This is a genomic window from Xenorhabdus innexi (assembly GCF_002632485.1).
GTDB classification, from domain to species: domain Bacteria; phylum Pseudomonadota; class Gammaproteobacteria; order Enterobacterales; family Enterobacteriaceae; genus Xenorhabdus; species Xenorhabdus innexi.
On the sequence record NZ_NIBU01000020.1, the window covers coordinates 29,400 to 48,513 of the forward strand.

The 19,114-nt window shown below is 43.3% G+C and carries 16 protein-coding genes, 1 tRNA gene and 1 pseudogene; 10 read left to right on the forward strand and 8 right to left on the reverse strand.

The window, feature by feature from the left end; translation table 11 throughout:
- The first annotated feature begins 47 nt into the window (after positions 1–47).
- The 7 genes from hpaI to dtpB all read left to right on the forward strand — a co-directional run bounded on the left by hpaI (position 48) and on the right by dtpB (position 8,816).
- Complete coding sequence (hpaI, locus tag Xinn_RS10220; RefSeq protein WP_086955832.1) at positions 48–857, forward strand: 4-hydroxy-2-oxoheptanedioate aldolase; 810 nt, start codon at positions 48–50, stop codon at positions 855–857.
- A 16-nt stretch (positions 858–873) separates the two neighbouring features.
- Complete coding sequence (gene hpaX, locus Xinn_RS10225; RefSeq protein WP_086955830.1) at positions 874–2,223, forward strand: 4-hydroxyphenylacetate permease; 1,350 nt, start codon at positions 874–876, stop codon at positions 2,221–2,223.
- Positions 2,224–2,288: 65 nt separating this feature from the next.
- Positions 2,289–3,200: a 4-hydroxyphenylacetate catabolism regulatory protein HpaA gene (gene hpaA / locus Xinn_RS10230; protein WP_086955828.1), complete on the forward strand. Its 912-nt coding sequence runs from the start codon at positions 2,289–2,291 to the stop codon at positions 3,198–3,200.
- A gap of 761 nt (positions 3,201–3,961) precedes the next feature.
- Complete coding sequence (hpaB, locus tag Xinn_RS10235; protein WP_086955826.1) at positions 3,962–5,524, forward strand: 4-hydroxyphenylacetate 3-monooxygenase, oxygenase component; 1,563 nt, start codon at positions 3,962–3,964, stop codon at positions 5,522–5,524.
- 21 nt (positions 5,525–5,545) lie between these two features.
- Entirely contained in the window at positions 5,546–6,064 is a 519-nt protein-coding gene (gene hpaC, locus Xinn_RS10240) for a 4-hydroxyphenylacetate 3-monooxygenase, reductase component (RefSeq protein ID WP_086955824.1), read from the forward strand.
- A gap of 171 nt (positions 6,065–6,235) precedes the next feature.
- The gene (locus Xinn_RS10245; RefSeq protein ID WP_280176142.1) at positions 6,236–6,799 is read left to right on the forward strand and encodes a LysE family translocator; all 564 of its coding nucleotides are present in this window, start codon (positions 6,236–6,238) and stop codon (positions 6,797–6,799) included.
- Positions 6,800–7,349: 550 nt separating this feature from the next.
- A complete protein-coding gene (gene dtpB, locus Xinn_RS10250) occupies positions 7,350–8,816 on the forward strand; it encodes a dipeptide/tripeptide permease DtpB (RefSeq protein WP_086955820.1) in 1,467 nt (488 codons plus the stop codon).
- Positions 8,817–8,938: 122 nt separating this feature from the next.
- Here the strand turns inward: dtpB and fbaA are convergent, their stop codons facing one another.
- From fbaA to Xinn_RS22700, 5 genes and pseudogenes are all read right to left on the reverse strand, one after another.
- Positions 8,939–10,015 carry a class II fructose-bisphosphate aldolase gene (fbaA, locus tag Xinn_RS10255; RefSeq protein WP_086955818.1) on the reverse strand — a complete coding sequence of 359 codons (1,077 nt, stop codon included), beginning with the start codon at positions 10,013–10,015 and terminating at the stop codon, positions 8,939–8,941.
- A gap of 57 nt (positions 10,016–10,072) precedes the next feature.
- Positions 10,073–11,239, reverse strand: a complete 1,167-nt coding sequence (gene pgk, locus Xinn_RS10260; RefSeq protein ID WP_086955816.1) for a phosphoglycerate kinase — start codon at positions 11,237–11,239, stop codon at positions 10,073–10,075.
- Between the two features lie 130 nt (positions 11,240–11,369).
- Positions 11,370–12,404, reverse strand: a complete 1,035-nt coding sequence (epd, locus tag Xinn_RS10265) for an erythrose-4-phosphate dehydrogenase (RefSeq protein WP_086955815.1) — start codon at positions 12,402–12,404, stop codon at positions 11,370–11,372.
- 310 nt (positions 12,405–12,714) lie between these two features.
- Positions 12,715–14,709, reverse strand: a complete 1,995-nt coding sequence (gene tkt, locus Xinn_RS10270; RefSeq protein ID WP_086955813.1) for a transketolase — start codon at positions 14,707–14,709, stop codon at positions 12,715–12,717.
- 484 nt (positions 14,710–15,193) lie between these two features.
- Positions 15,194–15,289 (reverse strand): annotated as a pseudogene (locus Xinn_RS22700) (hypothetical protein); the annotation flags it as partial.
- An 88-nt stretch (positions 15,290–15,377) separates the two neighbouring features.
- On the opposite strand from Xinn_RS22700, the gene Xinn_RS10280 reads away from it, so the two are divergent.
- Complete coding sequence (locus Xinn_RS10280; protein ID WP_086955811.1) at positions 15,378–15,923, forward strand: GNAT family N-acetyltransferase; 546 nt, start codon at positions 15,378–15,380, stop codon at positions 15,921–15,923.
- Positions 15,924–15,977: 54 nt separating this feature from the next.
- On the opposite strand, the gene Xinn_RS10285 is transcribed toward Xinn_RS10280, so the two are convergent.
- Positions 15,978–16,054: transfer RNA gene (locus Xinn_RS10285), tRNA-Asp, on the reverse strand.
- A 149-nt stretch (positions 16,055–16,203) separates the two neighbouring features.
- Positions 16,204–16,953, reverse strand: a complete 750-nt coding sequence (dnaQ, locus tag Xinn_RS10290) for a DNA polymerase III subunit epsilon (RefSeq protein ID WP_086956599.1) — start codon at positions 16,951–16,953, stop codon at positions 16,204–16,206.
- Positions 16,954–17,015: 62 nt separating this feature from the next.
- Here dnaQ and rnhA point away from each other — a divergent pair, with 62 nt between their 5' ends.
- The gene (rnhA, locus tag Xinn_RS10295) at positions 17,016–17,477 is read left to right on the forward strand and encodes a ribonuclease HI (RefSeq protein WP_086955809.1); all 462 of its coding nucleotides are present in this window, start codon (positions 17,016–17,018) and stop codon (positions 17,475–17,477) included.
- Between the two features lie 21 nt (positions 17,478–17,498).
- Here the strand turns inward: rnhA and Xinn_RS10300 are convergent, their stop codons facing one another.
- Positions 17,499–18,215, reverse strand: a complete 717-nt coding sequence (locus tag Xinn_RS10300; protein ID WP_086955808.1) for a methyltransferase domain-containing protein — start codon at positions 18,213–18,215, stop codon at positions 17,499–17,501.
- 129 nt (positions 18,216–18,344) lie between these two features.
- On the opposite strand from Xinn_RS10300, the gene gloB reads away from it, so the two are divergent.
- Positions 18,345–19,100, forward strand: coding sequence for a hydroxyacylglutathione hydrolase (gene gloB / locus Xinn_RS10305; RefSeq protein ID WP_086955807.1), 756 nt, complete (start codon positions 18,345–18,347; stop codon positions 19,098–19,100).
- The last annotated feature ends 14 nt before the right edge of the window (positions 19,101–19,114 follow it).

Genomic DNA, 19,114 nt, shown 5'->3' on the forward strand with positions numbered 1-19,114 from the left:
AAAATGAATTAAAAACTTAATTAAAAATCAGAGCATAAGGTGCAATCATGGATCAGCTGACAAATAGATTCAAACAGGCCCTGCAATCGGGGCAACCACAAATCGGTTTATGGCTCGGGCTTTGCAGTTCATATAGTGCTGAAATTCTGGCAGGAACAGGTTTTGACTGGCTGCTGATTGATGGCGAGCATGCCCCCAATGATATTTCCTCTATCCTGAATCAGTTACAGGCTATTGCTTCCTACCCTAGCCAGCCGGTTGTTCGTCCACCGTGGAACGATCCGGTTATTATTAAACAGCTACTGGATATCGGCGCTCAGACCCTGCTGATACCGATGATTCAGAATGCTGAGCAGGCACGTGAAGCTGTACGGGCAACCCGTTATCCGCCTGAAGGCATTCGGGGAGTAGGCAGTGCATTGGCAAGAGCTTCCCGCTGGAATCGTATCCCTGATTATCTGACTCGCGCCAATGAAGAAATATGCGTCTTGATTCAGGTAGAAACCCGTGAGGCTTTAAATAATTTGTCAGAAATTCTGACTGTTGATGGTGTTGATGGTGTATTTATCGGCCCCGCTGATCTCAGTACAGATATGGGATACCACGGCAATCCCCAGCACCCAGAAGTTAAAGCGGCTATCGAGCAGGCCATCAGACAAATTACTACAGCAGGCAAAGCTGCCGGAATACTGATGACCAATATTGAAGCGGCAGAACATTATCTGGATCTCGGTGTGCAGTTTATTGCTGTTGGAGTTGATATCATACTCCTGACCGGCGCAGTTAATGCATTGGCGACACATTTTGGCAAGGGACTGGAAAACAACGAATCGCCTTTATCCAACGCTGCATATTAATAAAAAGGTAACAGCTATGAGCAGCTCGCCTGAAGCCATGCAGAAGCCCGGTGAACCCGCTTATTCACATAAAAATCTCACCGTACAGCAGCAAAATGTTATCAATAAATTATTTCGCCGTTTGATCCTGTTTCTGTTTGTTCTGTTCATATTTTCTTTTCTCGATCGTATCAATATTGGTTTTGCCGGTTTAACGATGGGAAAAGATCTGGGTCTTACATCGACCATGTTCGGGTTAGCTGCAACACTGTTTTACGTTACTTATGTGGCGTTTGGTATTCCCAGCAATATCATGCTGAGTATTGTGGGCGCCAGACGCTGGATTGCCACGATTATGGTGCTGTGGGGAATTGCTTCTACTGCAACAATGTTTGCGACCGGCCCCACCAGCCTGTATATCCTGCGTATGCTGGTAGGTATTGCAGAAGCTGGCTTTCTTCCCGGTATTCTGGTTTATCTGACTTATTGGTTTCCGGCTTATTACCGTGCCCGGGCTAATGCCCTGTTTATGATCGCGATGCCGGTCACAATGGCGTTCGGCTCACTGGCATCAGGTTATATTCTGGAAATGGACGGAATTTGGGATCTGCGAGGCTGGCAGTGGCTGTTTTTTCTGGAAGGGTTTCCTTCTGTTCTTCTGGGTGTTGTTGTCTGGTTTTATCTGGATGATTCACCAACGAAAGCTAACTGGCTGACAGATGAGGATAAAAAATGCCTACAGGAAATGATAGAGAATGATAAAGTTTCTTTAGCGCAACCTGAATCTTCACACGTAAAAACCAGCCTGTGGCATGAACTTTTCACCCCGATTGTTCTCATGTACACCTTCGCTTACTTCTGCCTGACCAATACTCTGAGCGCCATTAATATCTGGACGCCACAAATTATGCAGAGTTTTAATCAGGGAAGCAGTCACACCGTTATTGGCCTGCTAACAGCGATACCTCAATTCTGTACCATTTTAGGGATGATTTACTGGAGCCGACGTTCAGACCGCCTGCAAGAACGAAAAATGCACACCGTGCTGCCTTATTTATTTGCGGCTGCGGGCTGGGTCATCACCTCACTGACAGACAACAGTCTGGTACAGCTCTTAGGCATCATTATGGCATCTACCGGCTCATTTACTGCCATGGCGGTATTCTGGACAACACCGGATCAATCCATCAGCCTGCGGGCACGGGCTATCGGAATAGCGGTGATCAATGCCACCGGTAATATCGGTTCTGCTGTCAGTCCTTTATTGATCGGATGGCTGAAAGATCAGACCGGCAACTTTAATTCCGGTCTCTATTTCGTCGCCGGGCTGCTGGTTATCGGAGCACTGATGGTTTTACTGATCCCAATGAAACACACAAGATCATAGCAAGTTCCCAAATTCCGACGCCTCAGCGAAATACTCTGATTACAGTCTTAAAAGGGAAAAAATTGATGTCAACCAGCCAGACAAACAGCGAAGTTATCAGCAATATTGATATCAGTAAGGATTATGATGAAACTCAAGGGTCAGATGATGTCCACTATCAGACTTTTGGTCGCATGGCGGCTTTTTTTGGGCGTGATATGCAGGCGCACCGTCATGATGGTTTTTTTCAGCTGCACTATCTGGTCACCGGCCGGATTGAATTACAATTGGATGATCTCCGCTATTCCGTGCAAGCTCCGCTGTTTATTCTGACTCCTCCCTCTGTTCCTCATGCATTTTTTACCCAGAAAGATACTGATGGCTATGTCCTGACTGTGCGTCAGGAGTTGATTATCCCGCTATTGAATTCACTTTATCCGGCACATCCTGAGCTGGTTGATATTCCGGCTTTTTGCCTTTCCATTGCCGATAAACCGGATGAACTGGCAGTATTCAGCCACTACTGGGCACTGATTGGGCGTGAATCGGCTAATCAATTTGCCGGTCGTGAACAATCATTGGCTTTCTTAGCACAATCGCTGTTTACCTTCTTGTTACGCAGCATTCCCCTTGAAGATCACCGTTCCGGTGGCGTCAGAGGAGAGCTGAAACTCTTTCAGCAATTTAACCAACTGATCGATCAGCATTACCGACAGCACCTTACTGTGCCGGAATATGCCCAGAAACTGAAGATCACCGAATCACGCCTGAAAGACATGTGTCGCCGATTCGCTAACCGCCCTCCCAAAAGATTGATTTTTGATCGGCAATTACGAGAGGCTAAGCGCCTGTTATTATTCAGTGACAGCCCGGTATTTGAAGTGGCCTATCAGCTTGGGTTCAAAGACCCGGCGTACTTCGCCCGGTTTTTTAACCGGCTTGTGGGCTGTTCTCCAAGTGCCTGGCGGGAAAAGAATATACAACCATCTGGTAATTAATTACCTTATTAAAGCTGAAATGATAGGGTGAAAATCCGCTCTATTTTATATAGCAGAATAAAAACATTGATATAAACGCACTCTGAAATCTCACTATTATTAAATAATATTTAATTATTCCTTTTTGATTTTTTGTTCAGGGAAATATAATTATGTCGTTATCAAGAAATATTCTTTTAGCGAGAAGAGCCACATACATGGAATCGTGAAGTTGTTATTTGTGATCCTTGGGATAATAAAATTTATCCAGCCTATCTTTATGACGCTAAAGTCGCTTTTAAAGGGCCGTTAGTTTTACGTTACCGCTATGAATAAGAAGGATAAAATAATGTTATCGCTTCCCTATAATCTATTTTTGGCAAGGAAAGCTATTAATTATGTGAATAATGAAATTGGAATTACTTCACCCAATCAGCTACCAACACAAACAAAAGGTCTATCCAAGCTACGACTACGGGAGAAATGCTCCATTTATAGGCGAACTAATATTACAATACCGTCATGGGCCTGCAATTCCACGGAGACGCTTCTGTAATTTGCAGTAAACAGAAAAAATCATTATTGCCAAAACACAAAGCAGATCACAATTACGTAACAAACATTCGGTTTTTGCCGAAAAGTACCTGTCAATCTTCTGAAAATCTCTTCAGATATTCTTTATCTATAGCTTCAATCAGACTTATAAATAAACATTTATTTAACACTTAATCTACCATTAAGATAACAATCAGAATGGGAGATTCAGGAATGATGAGGTAGCCATGAGATCAGAAGATTTGCAAGCCACTCATAAACGCCCTTTTACCGGTAAAGAATATTTAAATTCCCTTCAGGATGGGCGGGAAATTTATATCTATGGTGAACGTGTTAAAGATGTTACGACACACCCTGCTTTTCGTAATGCAGCAGCCTCAATAAGCCAACTATACGATGTGCTCCATGTTCCCGAAACCCATAATATTCTTTGCTGGGATACTGATACCGGCAATGGCGGCTATACTCATAAATTCTTTCGTTTCGCGACCAGCCCCGATGAGATCCGCCAGCAACGTGATGCCATTGCTGAATGGTCACGCCAGAGCTATGGCTGGATGGGACGTACGCCGGATTATAAAGCAGCATTTTGTTGTGCTTTGGGGGCTTATCCTGAATTTTATGGGCCGTTCGCCGATAATGCCCGCAGATGGTATAAAGACATTCAGGAAAATACACTTTATTTTAACCATGCAATAGTCAACCCTCCGATTGATCGTCATAAACCCGCCGATCAGGTTAAAGATGTTTTTATCCAGATAGAAAAAGAGACTGATGCAGGGATTATTGTCAGCGGCGCGAAAGTCGTGGCAACTAATTCCGCTCTGACTCACTATAATTTTATCGGATTTGGTTCAGCACAAGTCATTGGTGATAACCCTGATTTTGCCCTGATGTTTGTCGCTCCCATGGATTCTGACGGTGTCAAATTAATATCCCGCGCCTCCTATGAACTGACTGCGGGAGCCACCGGATCACCTTTTGATTATCCGCTTTCCAGCCGCTTTGATGAAAATGATGCCATTCTGGTGATGGACAAGGTGTTAATTCCATGGGAAAACGTGTTAATTTATCGCGATTTTGATCGCGCCCGCAGTTGGGCCGTTCAGAGTGGCTTTGCCCGTTTGTTCCCTATGCAAGCCTGTGTACGTCTGGCCGTTAAACTGGACTTTATTACCGGATTACTGCAAAAGAGCCTTGAATGTACTGGCGTGGTGGATTTTCGGGGCGTTCAGGCTGATTTAGGTGAAGTTGTGGCGTGGCGAAATCTGTTCTGGTCGCTGACTGATGCAATGTGGGCAGAAGCAAAACCGTGGGAAGGTGGTGCTTACCTGCCGGATACACAGGCAATACAGACTTATCGGGTCATGGCACCCATGGCTTACACAAAAATCAAAAATATCATTGAAAGTAATGTCACCAGTGGATTAATTTATTTGCCATCCAGTGTACGGGATATGAACAACCCTGAAATCAGTCAGTACCTTGAAAAATATGTTCGTGGTTCTAATGGCATTGATCATGTTGAACGCATTAAAATCCTGAAATTAATGTGGGATGCCATTGGCAGTGAATTTGGTGGACGCCATGAATTGTATGAAATCAACTATGCCGGTAGTCAGGATGAAATCCGCCTACAATGCCTGCGCCATGCGCATGGTTCCGGTAATATGAAAAAAATGACTGAGCTGGTGGATCACTGCCTCTCTGATTATGATGTGAATGGCTGGAAAAAACCCCATTTACACAACAACAATGATATTAATTTATTAGATACGCTGCTGAAATAAATCAGTAGCAGGAGGCTTATGATGTCTTTAGAAAATGAACACCGCTTGCTTTTCAGGGATGCAATGGCAAGCCTTTCCGCTGCGGTGAATATCATCACAACGGATGGCCCAGCCGGGCATTGTGGTATGACAGCAACAGCAGTATGCTCTGTGACAGATACGCCTCCGACTCTGATGATATGCATAAACCGCAACAGCGCCATGAATCAGGTATTTAAGGGTAATGGTCAGCTATGTGTCAATATCCTGAATCATGAACAAGAACTACTGGCTCGCCATTTCGCGGGGATGACTGAAGCCAGTATGGAAGAACGTTTCAGTTGGGATATCTGGCACACCGGCTCATTAGGGCAGCCAATGCTGAAAGAAACTCTCGCCAGTCTGGAAGGAAACATCAAACAGGTACAAGAAATTGGTACTCACAATGTTTATCTGGTCGAAATAAAACAGATCAATGTCAAAGAAGAAGGTCACGGTCTGATTTATTTTAAGCGGGATTTTCATCAGGTAATGCATAAAGCGCTGGCTATCCCTGCTTGAAGAAGCAAAAAGTTTGAATTAGTTATGAGGGCTCTACGCCCTTTACTTTCTTGACCGGCTTTGACCCGTTATATTTCAAGGTGTCTTTTTACTGGCTCGGCGATTTGTTCCCACTCCTAATGCACAGGTAACATTTTTAATATTTTAGGTTTTATCCTTACTATATTACCTATCGCCTTATCCCCTGGCGCAAGTTTTACCCTCGGCATGACAAATGCAATCAACAGTGGAATAAGAGGTTTGCTTTCCATCATAGCCGGAACAGCTTTGGGAATTTATACTCATGCGTTACTGGTTGGCTTAGGTATTACCAGCATAGTAACGAAATATCCACTTATGATGCACTCCATAGAAATCATAGGAACAATTTATCTCATCTATCTCTCTTGCATTTTAATAAAAAACGGGATTTATTCCGGTAACAAAAACACCGAGAAATCGACAAAAACAGCCACAATAAAAGATGCTTATATTGCCAATATTATGAATATAAAGGCAATAATACTGTATCTCACTGTAGTACCGGGCTTTTTAACATCGGGGCACATTAGTGTAGTAAATTTCATCACTCTTGCTTCTATCCATATGACTATAATGGCGATATGGTTATTATCCTTTGGTTATATTGTTATATTTGCTGCCAGAAAAATAAATTTCAGTTCCGTAAGCCGATTTGTTAATACGATTGGCGGAATTTGTTTATTATATTTCACTCTTTCACCGTATATTCGATAGCCTCACTTTCACCTTAATACCCGCCACTTTTCAGTTTTCCAACCTTCAGCAGAGTTACAATCCTGCTCACCAACTGATTTATTATTTAATAAATATGATAATTTATATAAAAACATGCAGTTTTATGTAGATCTATCACGCGGAAAAATAAACAACAAAACTAAACACATAACAAAAATTTAATATATTGATATTAATGACCTATTCATCATGTAATTCTTTTCAGGTAGGCGACCCTCAACACAGAACCCCCAAAAAAGAATAAATAAACACCAAACCGCTTTATTAACGAACACTTAGACCTCTAATTTGTCATTTCTCCTATTAATTTAGTGAATATTCTGTCAAATCTGGTATTAATTTTCGTATTAGTGTGATCAACCACTGAGAAGATATTTTACCAGTATATTAACCTCCCGCGCTTTCGATCACTCTGAATAATTAAACAAAAACACAACCAGTGCAATACATTATGTTACTTATATGTTAAAAACAATATAAACTCTGGATGTATTGTCCATCGTTATGACAGCTAACAGAGGCAATTACTATGAATAAAACCGCTCCAGTCGGTTTATGGAATCAACCGAAACCCTTTTTCGTGATCTTTTTTATTGAACTATGGGAAAGATTTGGTTACTACGGTGTTCAAGGCATCCTTGCTGTCTATTTCACTCAACAGCTTGGATTCACAGAAGCACAATCCTTCATTACATTTGGCGCATTTACGGCCTTGGTGTATGGACTAATTTCTATCGGTGGTTATATCGGTGACCACTTATTGGGGACAAAACGCACTATCGTATTGGGTGCCATTATACTGGCAATAGGTTACTTTCTGATTGGCCTGTCCATCATGCACTCAGAGCTGATTTTTTATGCATTAGGTACAGTCGCTGTAGGTAATGGACTCTTTAAGGCTAATCCCGCCAGTTTGCTGTCAAAATGTTACAAACCATATGATCCGCGTTTGGACACCGCATTCACCCTTTTCTACATGTCTATAAATATCGGTTCTTTAGTTTCTCTCTTCCTGGCTCCCGTGATTGCCGAAAAATATGGCTATCCCGTCATTTATAGTATTTGTGGTATCGGTTTGCTTATAGCTCTACTAGTTTATTTTTCCTGCCGTCATATAATACGTGACATTGGCTCAAGACCTGATCATCAACCTCTTAATTATTCAACCTTGCTGGTTGTATTAATTGGTACATTAGTGATGATTAGCATTTGTGCATGGTTATTACACAACATCATTATCGCCAATATCGTTTTGGCAACGATTTCTACCGTTGTTGTAATCATTTTTTTCTGGCAATTATTTAAACAAGATAGTGCAGGCCGCAGTAAAATGTTTGTGGCTTTTATCCTGATGCTTCAAGCTGTTGTGTTCTATATCCTGTACAATCAGATGCCAACTTCTCTCAATTTTTTTGTCATTAATAACGTTCACAGCCAACTTTTCGGCTTTAATATCAACCCTATGAGTTTTCAGGCTCTGAATCCGATTTGGGTCATAATTATTAGCCCTATTCTGGCAATGATTTATACTCGGCGGAGCGCACAAGGCAAAGACTTCTCTATGCCAACAAAATTCACCTTTGGTATGTTTCTATGCTCTCTGGGCTTCCTGACTGCCTTTGCTTCAGGCTGGTTTGCCGATTCAAACGGTATAGTTTCCCCATGGTTTGTTGTACTGATCTATATGTTCCAGAGTGCTGGCGAATTGATGATAAGTGCATTGGGTCTGGCGATGGTAGCTACGTTTGTTCCCCGTTATCTGACTGGTTTTATTCTTGGTATGTGGTTTCTTGCACAAGCTGGAGCGTCAATATTAGCAGGATATATAGCTGCATTTACCGCCGCACCAGAAGGTTTCACCGATCCACTACAAACCCTGCCAATCTATACAAATGTCTTTGGTAAAATCGGTGCTGCCACTTTCATTGTTGCTGTGATAATGGCGTTCATGGTGCCGTGGCTGAACCGTATTATGAAAGATAGTTCAAAAGCATAATTTATCTGATTCAGTTTAATTAAAAAAATTCCCGCCGTTAATAATGAAAATAACAGGCGGGAATTAACAAACTACCTTAATCAACCAGAACTAGTTCAATCCATGCCAATCATGGTTGAAAATTACAGCACATCAACCGCATTCAGTTCTTTGAAAGCCTGTTCCAGACGAACTATCATGGAAGCCTGACCGGCTCGCAACCAAACACGTGGATCATAGAATTTCTTATTAGGTTTATCCGCACCTTCCGGGTTACCTAATTGACCTTGCAGATAGCCTTCATTTTTCTTGTAGTAGTTCAGAATACCTTCCCAAGTTGCCCATTGGGTATCGGTATCAATATTCATTTTCACTACACCGTAGCTGACTGCTTCCTGAATTTCTTCTGCTGTAGAGCCGGAACCACCGTGGAAAACGAAATCCAAGCTATTGTGTGGCAGGTTGAATTTCTCTGAAACATAGTCCTGAGAATTACGCAGAATTTTTGGTGTCAGTTTAACGTTACCCGGTTTATAAACACCGTGAACATTACCGAAAGATGCCGCAATAGTGAAACGTGGGCTAATCGCGTTCAGTTTTTCATAAGCATAAGCCACATCTTCTGGCTGGGTGTACAGAGAGGAGCTGTCCAGATGGCTGTTATCAACGCCATCTTCTTCACCACCGGTACAACCCAACTCGATTTCCAGCGTCATGTCAATTTTCGCCATGCGCGCCAGATACTGACTGCAAATCTCGATGTTTTCTTCCAAAGATTCTTCTGACAGGTCAATCATGTGGGAAGAGAACAAAGGCTTGCCTGTCTGAGCATAGTGCTTCTCACCTGCATCTAACAGACCATCAATCCACGGCAGCAATTTACGTGCGCAGTGGTCGGTATGCAAGATGACTGGCACACCATAATGCTCTGCCATCTGATGCACATGATAAGCACCAGAAATAGCGCCCAGAATCGCCGCCTGCTGGCCTTCAGCTTTCAGACCTTTACCTGCTACAAATGATGCACCACCATTGGAAAACTGGATAATTACCGGAGCACGTACTTTTGCCGCTGTTTCCAATACAGCATTGATAGAATCAGTACCGACACAGTTAACTGCCGGTAAAGCAAAATTATGTTCTTTTGCGATGGCAAAGATTTTTTGAACATCATCACCAGTGATGACACCCGGTTTTACGAAATCAAAAATTTTAGACATGTTACGTGGTCCTGTATTGACATTGAACAGGCAGTATATACTGCCTATTATCACAACTTAGTTACTGTTAGCACGTTCTTCCAGCATCACAACGGCGGGTAGTTTTTTGCCTTCAACAAACTCAAGGAAAGCACCACCACCTGTAGAGATGTAAGAGATTTTGTCAGCAATCTCAAAAAGATCGATTGCCGCCAAAGTATCACCACCACCTGCAATCGAGAAAGCATCACTATTTGCAATCGCATGGGCAATAATTTCGGTTCCTTTACGGAAATTCGGGAATTCAAAAACACCAACCGGGCCATTCCACAGAATCGTTTTTGCACTTTTCAGGATTTCAGCCAAGCGTTCAGCAGAAGCATCGCCTAAATCGAGGATCTGCTCTTCATCTTTAATTTCACTGGTTGATTTCAATGTCGCTTCAGCAGTTTCAGAAAACTCTGTTGCCACACGAACGTCAGTAGGTACTGGAATATCACAGCTCTCCAGCAGCTTTTTCGCTTCCGGGATCAAATCATCTTCATACAGGGAGCGACCAACATTGTGACCTTCTGCGGCAACAAAAGTATTGGCAATTCCACCACCAACGATAAGCTGATCGGCAATTTTGGACAGTGAATCAAGAACAGTCAGTTTGGTAGAAACTTTAGAACCACCCACAATTGCTACCATTGGGCGAGCCGGGTTATGCAATGCTTTACCCAGCGCTTCCAGTTCACCGGATAACAACGGGCCTGCACAGGCAACCGGCGCAAATTTAGCAACACCGTGAGTTGATGCCTGAGCACGATGGGCTGTCCCGAAGGCATCCATAACATAGACATCACACAATGCTGCATACTGTTTTGATAATGTTTCGTCGTCTTTTTTCTCACCTTTGTTAAAGCGAACGTTTTCCAGAACAACTAACTCGCCTTCCGCCACTTCAACACCACTCAGATAGTCTTTCTCCAGACGGACAGGAGAAGAAAGTGCTGCTTTCAGGTAATCAACGACAGGTTGTAGTGAAAACTCTTCGTTGTACTCTCCCTCAGTTGGGCGTCCCAGGTGAGAAGTAACCATGACTTTGGCTCCCTGATTCAGTGCAGCCTCGATCGTCGGCAAAGATGCACGAATACGCGCATCAGAGGTAACTTTGCCATCTTTTACAGGCACATTCAGATCAGCCCGGATCAGAACACGTTTACCCGCCAGATCTAAATCAGTCATCTTAATTACAGACATGGTGAATCCTCTCATTGATTCTCTATAAAATTACTCAATCCTCTGCTGCATGCCGTTTGTTCAGTAAATTATTATTTAACAGAATCGGCACAACATTATTGATACAACAGACGATTTATTTGAAACCCGTTTATTTGAAACCCTTCGAAGCCATTGCCAATGCTGTATCAAGCATACGATTGGCAAAGCCCCACTCATTATCACACCAAACAAGTGTTTTAATCAGATGGTTTCCACTCACTCTTGTTTGTGTGCCATCCACAATGGCACTGTGAGGATCATGGTTAAAATCCGTTGAGACCAACGGTAAATCGGTGAAATCCACTATACCACGAAACGAACTCACTGCTGATTTTTGCAGTAGTTGGTTTACCTCACTGACATTAACAGCGGTACTCACTGTCACGCTCAAATCAATCGCTGTGACATTGATGGTAGGTACCCGTACAGAAATCGCTTCAAACCGATTACTGAATTTAGGGAAAATGCGAGTGATCCCCGCTGCCAGTTTTGTATCAACAGGTATAATCGACTGACTGGCTGCACGGGTTCGACGCAGGTCACTGTGATAAGCATCAATCACGGGCTGATCATTCATGGATGCGTGGATTGTTGTCACAGTACCTGATTCAATATTGAACGCATCATCTAACACCTTAATAATCGGGATAATGCAATTTGTTGTACAGGAAGCATTAGAAACAATACGATCTTCCGCAGACAACAGGTCATGGTTCACGCCATATACTACGGTCGCATCCAGATCATTTCCGCCCGGATGAGCAAACAGGACTTTTTTAGCGCCACTGGTGAGATGGGATTCCCCATCAGCACGTTCACCATACTTACCGGTACAATCGAGTACAATATCAATACCCAGTTCTTTCCACGGCAAATCCGAAATATCAGATTGATGAAACAACCGGATACGGTCATCTCCCACGTGCAGTTCTTTATTATTCAAACCTATATGGTTCAGGCGCACATCCCATGCAAAACGCCCATGGCTGGAATCATATTTCAATAAGTGAGCGATACCTTCTGCATCAGCCAGCTCATTGATGGCGATAACCGCAATTTCAGCCCGACGCCCGGATTCGTAGAGTGCTCGCAGGACACTGCGGCCTATTCTCCCAAAACCGTTAATCGCTACCCTGATTGTCATGTTACTCCCTGAATTTCTCTGTTTCACGCAACGGCTTAGGATAACTGAGCAACTGCAAATTGTACGGATGATTCATCATAAAATTAATCAGATTGTGACAGACAAGACATTTTGCATACGACAACTGAAACGGTTCAGCTAATTATAAGGGAAGACTACGAGAAAAAAAGGGCAATAGCAAGGCTCGTTAACAGCATAATAAAAATATTTTGAGTAAAAAAAGAGCGCATCGGCTCAAAGTTTGATGCAGATGCGCTTTATCCTTATCTTTCAAGCTATCGCATAAAAGATAAGGGATTTGATTCATATGTTATTTCAGTAATGCTGTTGCTTTAGCAACCACATTTTCAACCGTAAAACCAAACTCTTTGAACAGTGCGTCAGCTGGTGCTGATTCACCGAAAGTCTTCATACCGACGATAGCACCGTTTATGCCAACATATTTGAACCAGTAATCAGCAATCCCGGCTTCAACTGCAACACGGGCAGAAACAGCGGCAGGAAGTACTGCTTCACGATAAGCCGAATCCTGCTTGTCAAATGCATCAGTTGATGGCATGGAAACAACACGGATTTTACGACCTTCTGCACTCAGTTGATCAGCAGCTTTCACTGCCAGTTCAACTTCAGAGCCGGTAGCAATCAGGATTAACTCAGGCTGACCCGCACAATCTTTCAGGATGTAAGCACCTTTCTCGATGTTTGCCAGTTGCTCAGCAGTACGCTCCTGCTGTGCCAGATTCTGACGGGAGAAGATCAGAGAAGTTGGGCCATCTTTACGCTCAATTGCATATTTCCATGCAACCGCAGATTCTACCTGATCACATGGACGCCATGTGCTCATATTTGGTGTTACACGCAGGCTGGCAATCTGTTCAACTGGCTGATGAGTCGGGCCATCTTCACCCAGACCGATGGAGTCATGAGTATATACAAAGATGCTACGGATTTTCATCAGTGCCGCCATACGCACTGCGTTACGGGCATATTCAACAAACATCAGGAATGTCGCACCATAAGGCACAAAACCACCATGCAGAGCGATACCGTTCATGATGGCAGACATACCGAATTCGCGAACACCGTAATGAATGTAGTTACCATCCTGAACTTCGTTCAGAGGTTTGGAACCAGACCACATAGTCAGGTTACTTGGCGCCAGATCCGCAGAACCACCCATAAATTCAGGCAGAACCTGACCAAATGCTTCCAGCGCATTTTGTGATGCTTTACGGCTGGCAATGGAAGCCGGATTCTGTTGCAGATTTTCAATAAATGCCTTGGATTCTGCTTCCCAGTTTTCCGGCAGTTCACCGCTGGTACGGCGGCTGAATTCTGCGGCCAGTTCAGGATGAGCTTCAGCATAAGCTGCGAATTTTGCATCCCATGCGTTTTCTTTTGCTTGACCGGCTTCTTTCGCATTCCAGCCAGCATAAATATCCTGAGGGATTTCAAAAGAAGGATATTCCCAACCCAGAGCTTTGCGGGTTGCTTCGATTTCAGCATCTCCCAATGGTGCACCGTGACATTCTTCTTTGCCTGCTTTGTTTGGTGAGCCAAAACCAATAATAGTTTTGCACATCAACAGAGATGGCTTGCCAGTTTCTTTACGCGCTTCTTCAATTGCTGCTGAAATTGCATCAGAATCGTGGCCATCGACACCACGGATAACATGCCAGCCGTATGCTTCAAAACGTGCTGCGGTGTCATCAGTGAACCAGCCTTCTACTTCACCATCAATGGAAATGCCATTGTCATCATAGAAAGCTATCAGTTTGCCCAGTTTCAGCGTACCTGCCAACGAGCAGACTTCATGGGAAATACCTTCCATCATACAACCGTCACCCATGAATACATAAGTGTGGTGATCGACGATATCGTGGCCCGGACGGTTAAACTGCGCTGCCAGTGTACGTTCTGCGATTGCGAAACCAACCGCATTGGCAATCCCCTGCCCCAGTGGGCCGGTTGTTGTTTCTACACCCGGAGTATAACCATATTCAGGATGACCAGGGGTTTTGGAATGCAGTTGGCGGAAATTTTTCAGATCGTCGATGGAAACATCGTAACCAGTCAGGTGCAGCAAGCTGTAAATCAGCATAGAGCCGTGACCATTGGACAATACAAAGCGGTCACGATCTGCCCAGTTAGGATTGACAGGGTTATGGTTCAGATAATCGCGCCACAGAACTTCAGCAATGTCAGCCATTCCCATCGGTGCACCAGGATGCCCTGATTTTGCTTTCTGCACAGCATCCATGCTCAAGAAGCGGATAGCATTAGCAAGGGTTTTACGAGTGGTCATTCTTTACTCCAAGTCGGATAAAAGCGTTAGTGAACTAGAACTAATTTTCGCAGCGCAGCATACAAACCGCAATCATTAATGCCAGATAAACGAAAACTATCTTAGTTTTCATTTAGCATCAATTCCTTGATTTCTCCCCGTTGTTATGGCGTATTTTAGTCAAATATGCCGGAACGGATGTGTACTTGCGCAAATGAAGATTGATTTCACCTCGTGATTTGCGCAATGAGAAACCACGTATTAGACACGATAATTAATGGGTTAATCAAGGTCGAAGAAACTGGTATTCTGCTGATTTGGAGCAGGATAGCAATTCAGATGTGATAATTTCCTCTGACTAAAAATACATTGTGATTCAAGTAACAATTTGGCTCATATAACTTTCTAAGTTAGAGAACGATAAATGTCATAATTTTCATCATCAAAACAAATAAGATTCACCTGTAATATATTTTGGTTATCAAACAGACGCGAGTGAATCATCTCCGCCACCCAGCAAAGAACTATTAGCTGCGTTAACAATCGCTTCAACAGCAATTTTGGTGATATCACCCTGAATTATTTTTATTCTGTTGTTCATTTAGTCACTCTCCCTCACATTTTCTTATGTTCAGAACAGATTTACTTATATAGTGCTTAATCATTACTCATTTCGGACTGAATAATAAATGGCAAAAAACACCACTGCGTTAAATCCAATATCAGTTCCAAACATCATGCTATTAAATTCCATCAACGCTAAATGTGATGAACTGATTAACTTGCTACACAACTGTGTCGAAGATGGTGCATCTATTGGCTTTATTCCACCACTGGAAATAAATGAAGCCGCACAATACTGGCAAGACGTCGAGAAAGATCTGGTATCCGGTAATCGGTTACTGTTGGTTGCAATGGAAGATAACAATATTGCAGGTTCTGTACAGCTTTGCCTTTGCAGAAAAAAGAATGGAAAACATCGGGCTGATGTAGAAAAACTAATGGTACACACAGACTATCGCCGACGTGGGATTGGCAACAAATTAATGGATGAACTGGAACGTCTGGCACAGCAGCATCAACGAAGTCTGCTGATACTCGATACCCGCACAAATGATCCCGCTTCTGCTCTTTACCGAAAATGTGGCTTTATTGAAATCGGGCAGATTCCAAATTACGTCATTCATGCTAATGGTGAACTTTCAGCAACAACGTATTTTTATAAAATGATTTGAGTTAGCTGCAAAAATGAAAAAGCCCCGAGTTAAAAACTCAGGGCTTATAAATTCTGGCGGTGCGGACGGGACTCGAACCCGCGACCCCCGGCGTGACAGGCCGGTATTCTAACCAACTGAACTACCGCACCGCATGGTGTTCTGGTTGAGAACGGGATGGATAATACGAGTACCAGCACAATCCGTCAATCGATTTTTATAATGAAACAGAGTGTTTGCGCAGTTTTTCACCTTAATGGCAAATTAATTGTCACTCAGAACAATTTTGGCACTATTCCTGTCAGTGTAACTGTTCAGGTTTTGCCCGCCATAAACAACTTCCCCCTTTCTTTTCCACTAAATCTAAACGGGATTCATGCTGAAGTAACTCCTCATCAGAAGCATAAATGACTTTCAGCCCTGCCTGTGGACGGGTGATTTTTTGAATTTCGGCAACCTGAGCATTATTAGATGCTTCCCCTTCCATCGAAAAAGCCAGCGATGTCTGACCGCCAGTCATCGCCAGATAGACATCGGCCAGGATCTCGGCATCGAGTAATGCCCCGTGAAGGCTACGTTTCGAGTTATCTATATGGTAACGATCACACAACGCATCAAGGTTATTACGCTTACCGGGAAAAAGCTTTCTTGCTAACGTCAGGCTGTCGGTAATCGTACAGAATTCAGCCGTTGGCGGGATACCCCGGTTAAGTTTACTGAATTCATAATCCATAAAGCCGATATCAAACGTTGCGTTATGGATGATCAGTTCAGCGCCCCGAATAAATTCAATAAATTCATCCGCGATATCAGCAAATACGGGTTTATCCAGCAAAAATTCATCGCTGATCCCGTGAACCTCAAATGCCTCCGGATCAACCAGACGTTCCGGTTTAATATAAATGTGAAAATGACGCCCTGTCAGACGACGGTTAATCACTTCCACCGCTCCGACTTCGATGATGTTATGCCCCTCGTAGTGAACGCCCAGTTTATTCATACCGGTTGTTTCAGTATCGAGGATGATTTGACGGGTAATTGCAGTGCTCATAGTGTTTTTTTGTGTCAGACTTAGAGTTTGATTGAAGATGATATAGGAAGAGTCTACCAAATATGAATAAACAGGTAGAAATTTTCACCGATGGTTCCTGCCTCGGTAATCCCGGCCCCGGCGGATATGGTGTTTTACTTCGTTATAAACAAAAGGAAAAAACCTTAAATGAGGGTTATTTCCGCACAACCAACAACCGGATGGAACTGATGGCCGCTATTGCCGGGCTGGAAGCACTCAAAGAGCCATGCACAGTTACTCTTACCACTGACAGCCAATATGTTCGTCAGGGTATTACCCAGTGGATACATAACTGGAAAAAACGGGGCTGGAAAAAAGCAGATAAGTCCCCGGTGATCAATGTTGATCTGTGGCAACGGCTGGATAAAGCAATTTCGCCCCACGAAATTGAATGGCATTGGGTCAAGGGGCATACCGGTCATCGCGAAAACGAATTATGTGATGAACTCGCCCGCAACGCAGCTAATTCCCCGACCCAGGCCGATAGTGGCTATATTGAATAAAATCCGTTTTATCAAATGTTGTTAATCGCGCTGATGAGAACTTTTCACTACCCCTAGCGCGTTACTGAATTTGGGTTTCAACAACCTTGCCCGCATGGGATTAAGAGTCAGAGGTATTGTCCGCTTGCGGGCAATAATCACATTCAGGCAGCCAAACATGGAGAGCGAAGGTTCATACAGGCTATTGACACTTTTCCACGGTAAAACATGGAAGTTAGCATGATACAAAACTTCATAGTTCAGCAGACGGAGCCAGTCCAATTGACGCAATCTGGAAAACATTTGGGCACGATAAAACCGTCTGCGACACACAGTTGAGATAGATTTTCTTAACCCCAGTAGACTGAGCGGATTAAACCCGGAGATAATCAGCCAGCCGTCATCGATCATGATCCTGTCAACCTCTCTGAGCAGCCAGTGGGGGTCAACGCTATAAGTCAGCATATGAGCCAGTAAACAGGCATCAACTGATTTAGCCTCGAAAGGGAGATAATGAGGATCAGCAATCACATTCATGCTTTCACCTTTCAACCCCATATTGACCTGATGACTGATGAGACATGAACGACTGTCAATTTCTGCGCTTAAATTACCGACTTTCACTAAATGAAAACCAAAAATTTTCGGCCACCACGGTTCCAACTGGCGTTCCAAAGCGGCACGGTAATACTCTCCCCATGGTAAGTCGGCCCAGGAAGCAGGCGGGGTTATTTGTTTGATTACACGAGCTGATTGCATGTCATCTCCCATCCAACCTACTATACTCTTCGTCTTTCAAGTTGCCGCTTTATTGGCTGCACTCACTTATTCCGGCGATGCATCTTGAAACTTATTAAGTATAAAATCGATTGCTAAACGAGGCATATAATGAAGCTTATCAGGCTACCGGCCCTTTCGGATAACTACATTTGGTTACTTTGCGACGAAAACAAACATTGTGTCATTATTGATCCTGCTGAATCACAGCCTGTTATAGATATTTTAGCAGCCAGCCAACTTATTCCCGTAGCCATCCTGCTGACACACCATCATCACGATCACGTTGGTGGTGTTGCCGGGCTGCTCAAACAACATCCTAAATTACCTGTATATGGCCCAGAAGAGACTCAAAGTAAAGGGGCAACTCATATTGTTCATGAAAATGATCTTATTGAAACAGGTCACTTTTCCTTTCAGGTTATCGCACTACCGGGTCATACCCTTGGACATATTGCTTTCTATCAGGCGCCTTATCTATTTTGTGGGGATACTTTGTTTTCAGCAGGATGTGGCAGACTCTTCGAAGGTACTGCTGAACAGATGTTTTCTTCCCTTGGGAAAATTGCCTCGTTGCCTGATGAGACTCTGATCTGCTGCGCCCATGAATATACTGCCGCTAATATGGAATTTGCGCTGGCGGTATTACCGGAAAATCAGACTATTAGAGATTATTATAAAAAAATTATCGCGTTACGCGAAAAAGATCAGGCAACAGTCCCTACCACATTGAAAAAAGAGAAAAAAATTAACGTTTTTCTAAATTGTCACGATATTGATTTACAAAAAAATATCGGTATTAAACCTAATTCAATACCACTTTATTCTGTTTTTCAGCAATTAAGGGCTTATAAAGATCGATTTTGATTTTTTCGGGTTGT

Bases quoted from the DNA above. Each gene is read 5' to 3' on its own strand.
- hpaI (WP_086955832.1), top strand. From the start codon at position 48: ATGGATCAGCTGACAAATAGATTCAAACAGGCCCTGCAATCGGGGCAA.
- hpaX (WP_086955830.1), top strand. From the start codon at position 874: ATGAGCAGCTCGCCTGAAGCCATGCAGAAGCCCGGTGAACCCGCTTAT.
- hpaA (WP_086955828.1), top strand. From the start codon at position 2,289: ATGTCAACCAGCCAGACAAACAGCGAAGTTATCAGCAATATTGATATC.
- hpaB (WP_086955826.1), top strand. From the start codon at position 3,962: ATGAGATCAGAAGATTTGCAAGCCACTCATAAACGCCCTTTTACCGGT.
- hpaC (WP_086955824.1), top strand. From the start codon at position 5,546: ATGTCTTTAGAAAATGAACACCGCTTGCTTTTCAGGGATGCAATGGCA.
- dtpB (WP_086955820.1), top strand. From the start codon at position 7,350: ATGAATAAAACCGCTCCAGTCGGTTTATGGAATCAACCGAAACCCTTT.
- fbaA (WP_086955818.1), bottom strand. From the start codon at position 10,015: ATGTCTAAAATTTTTGATTTCGTAAAACCGGGTGTCATCACTGGTGAT.
- pgk (WP_086955816.1), bottom strand. From the start codon at position 11,239: ATGTCTGTAATTAAGATGACTGATTTAGATCTGGCGGGTAAACGTGTT.
- epd (WP_086955815.1), bottom strand. From the start codon at position 12,404: ATGACAATCAGGGTAGCGATTAACGGTTTTGGGAGAATAGGCCGCAGT.
- tkt (WP_086955813.1), bottom strand. From the start codon at position 14,709: ATGACCACTCGTAAAACCCTTGCTAATGCTATCCGCTTCTTGAGCATG.
- Xinn_RS10280 (WP_086955811.1), top strand. From the start codon at position 15,378: ATGGCAAAAAACACCACTGCGTTAAATCCAATATCAGTTCCAAACATC.
- dnaQ (WP_086956599.1), bottom strand. From the start codon at position 16,953: ATGAGCACTGCAATTACCCGTCAAATCATCCTCGATACTGAAACAACC.
- rnhA (WP_086955809.1), top strand. From the start codon at position 17,016: ATGAATAAACAGGTAGAAATTTTCACCGATGGTTCCTGCCTCGGTAAT.
- Xinn_RS10300 (WP_086955808.1), bottom strand. From the start codon at position 18,215: ATGCAATCAGCTCGTGTAATCAAACAAATAACCCCGCCTGCTTCCTGG.
- gloB (WP_086955807.1), top strand. From the start codon at position 18,345: ATGAAGCTTATCAGGCTACCGGCCCTTTCGGATAACTACATTTGGTTA.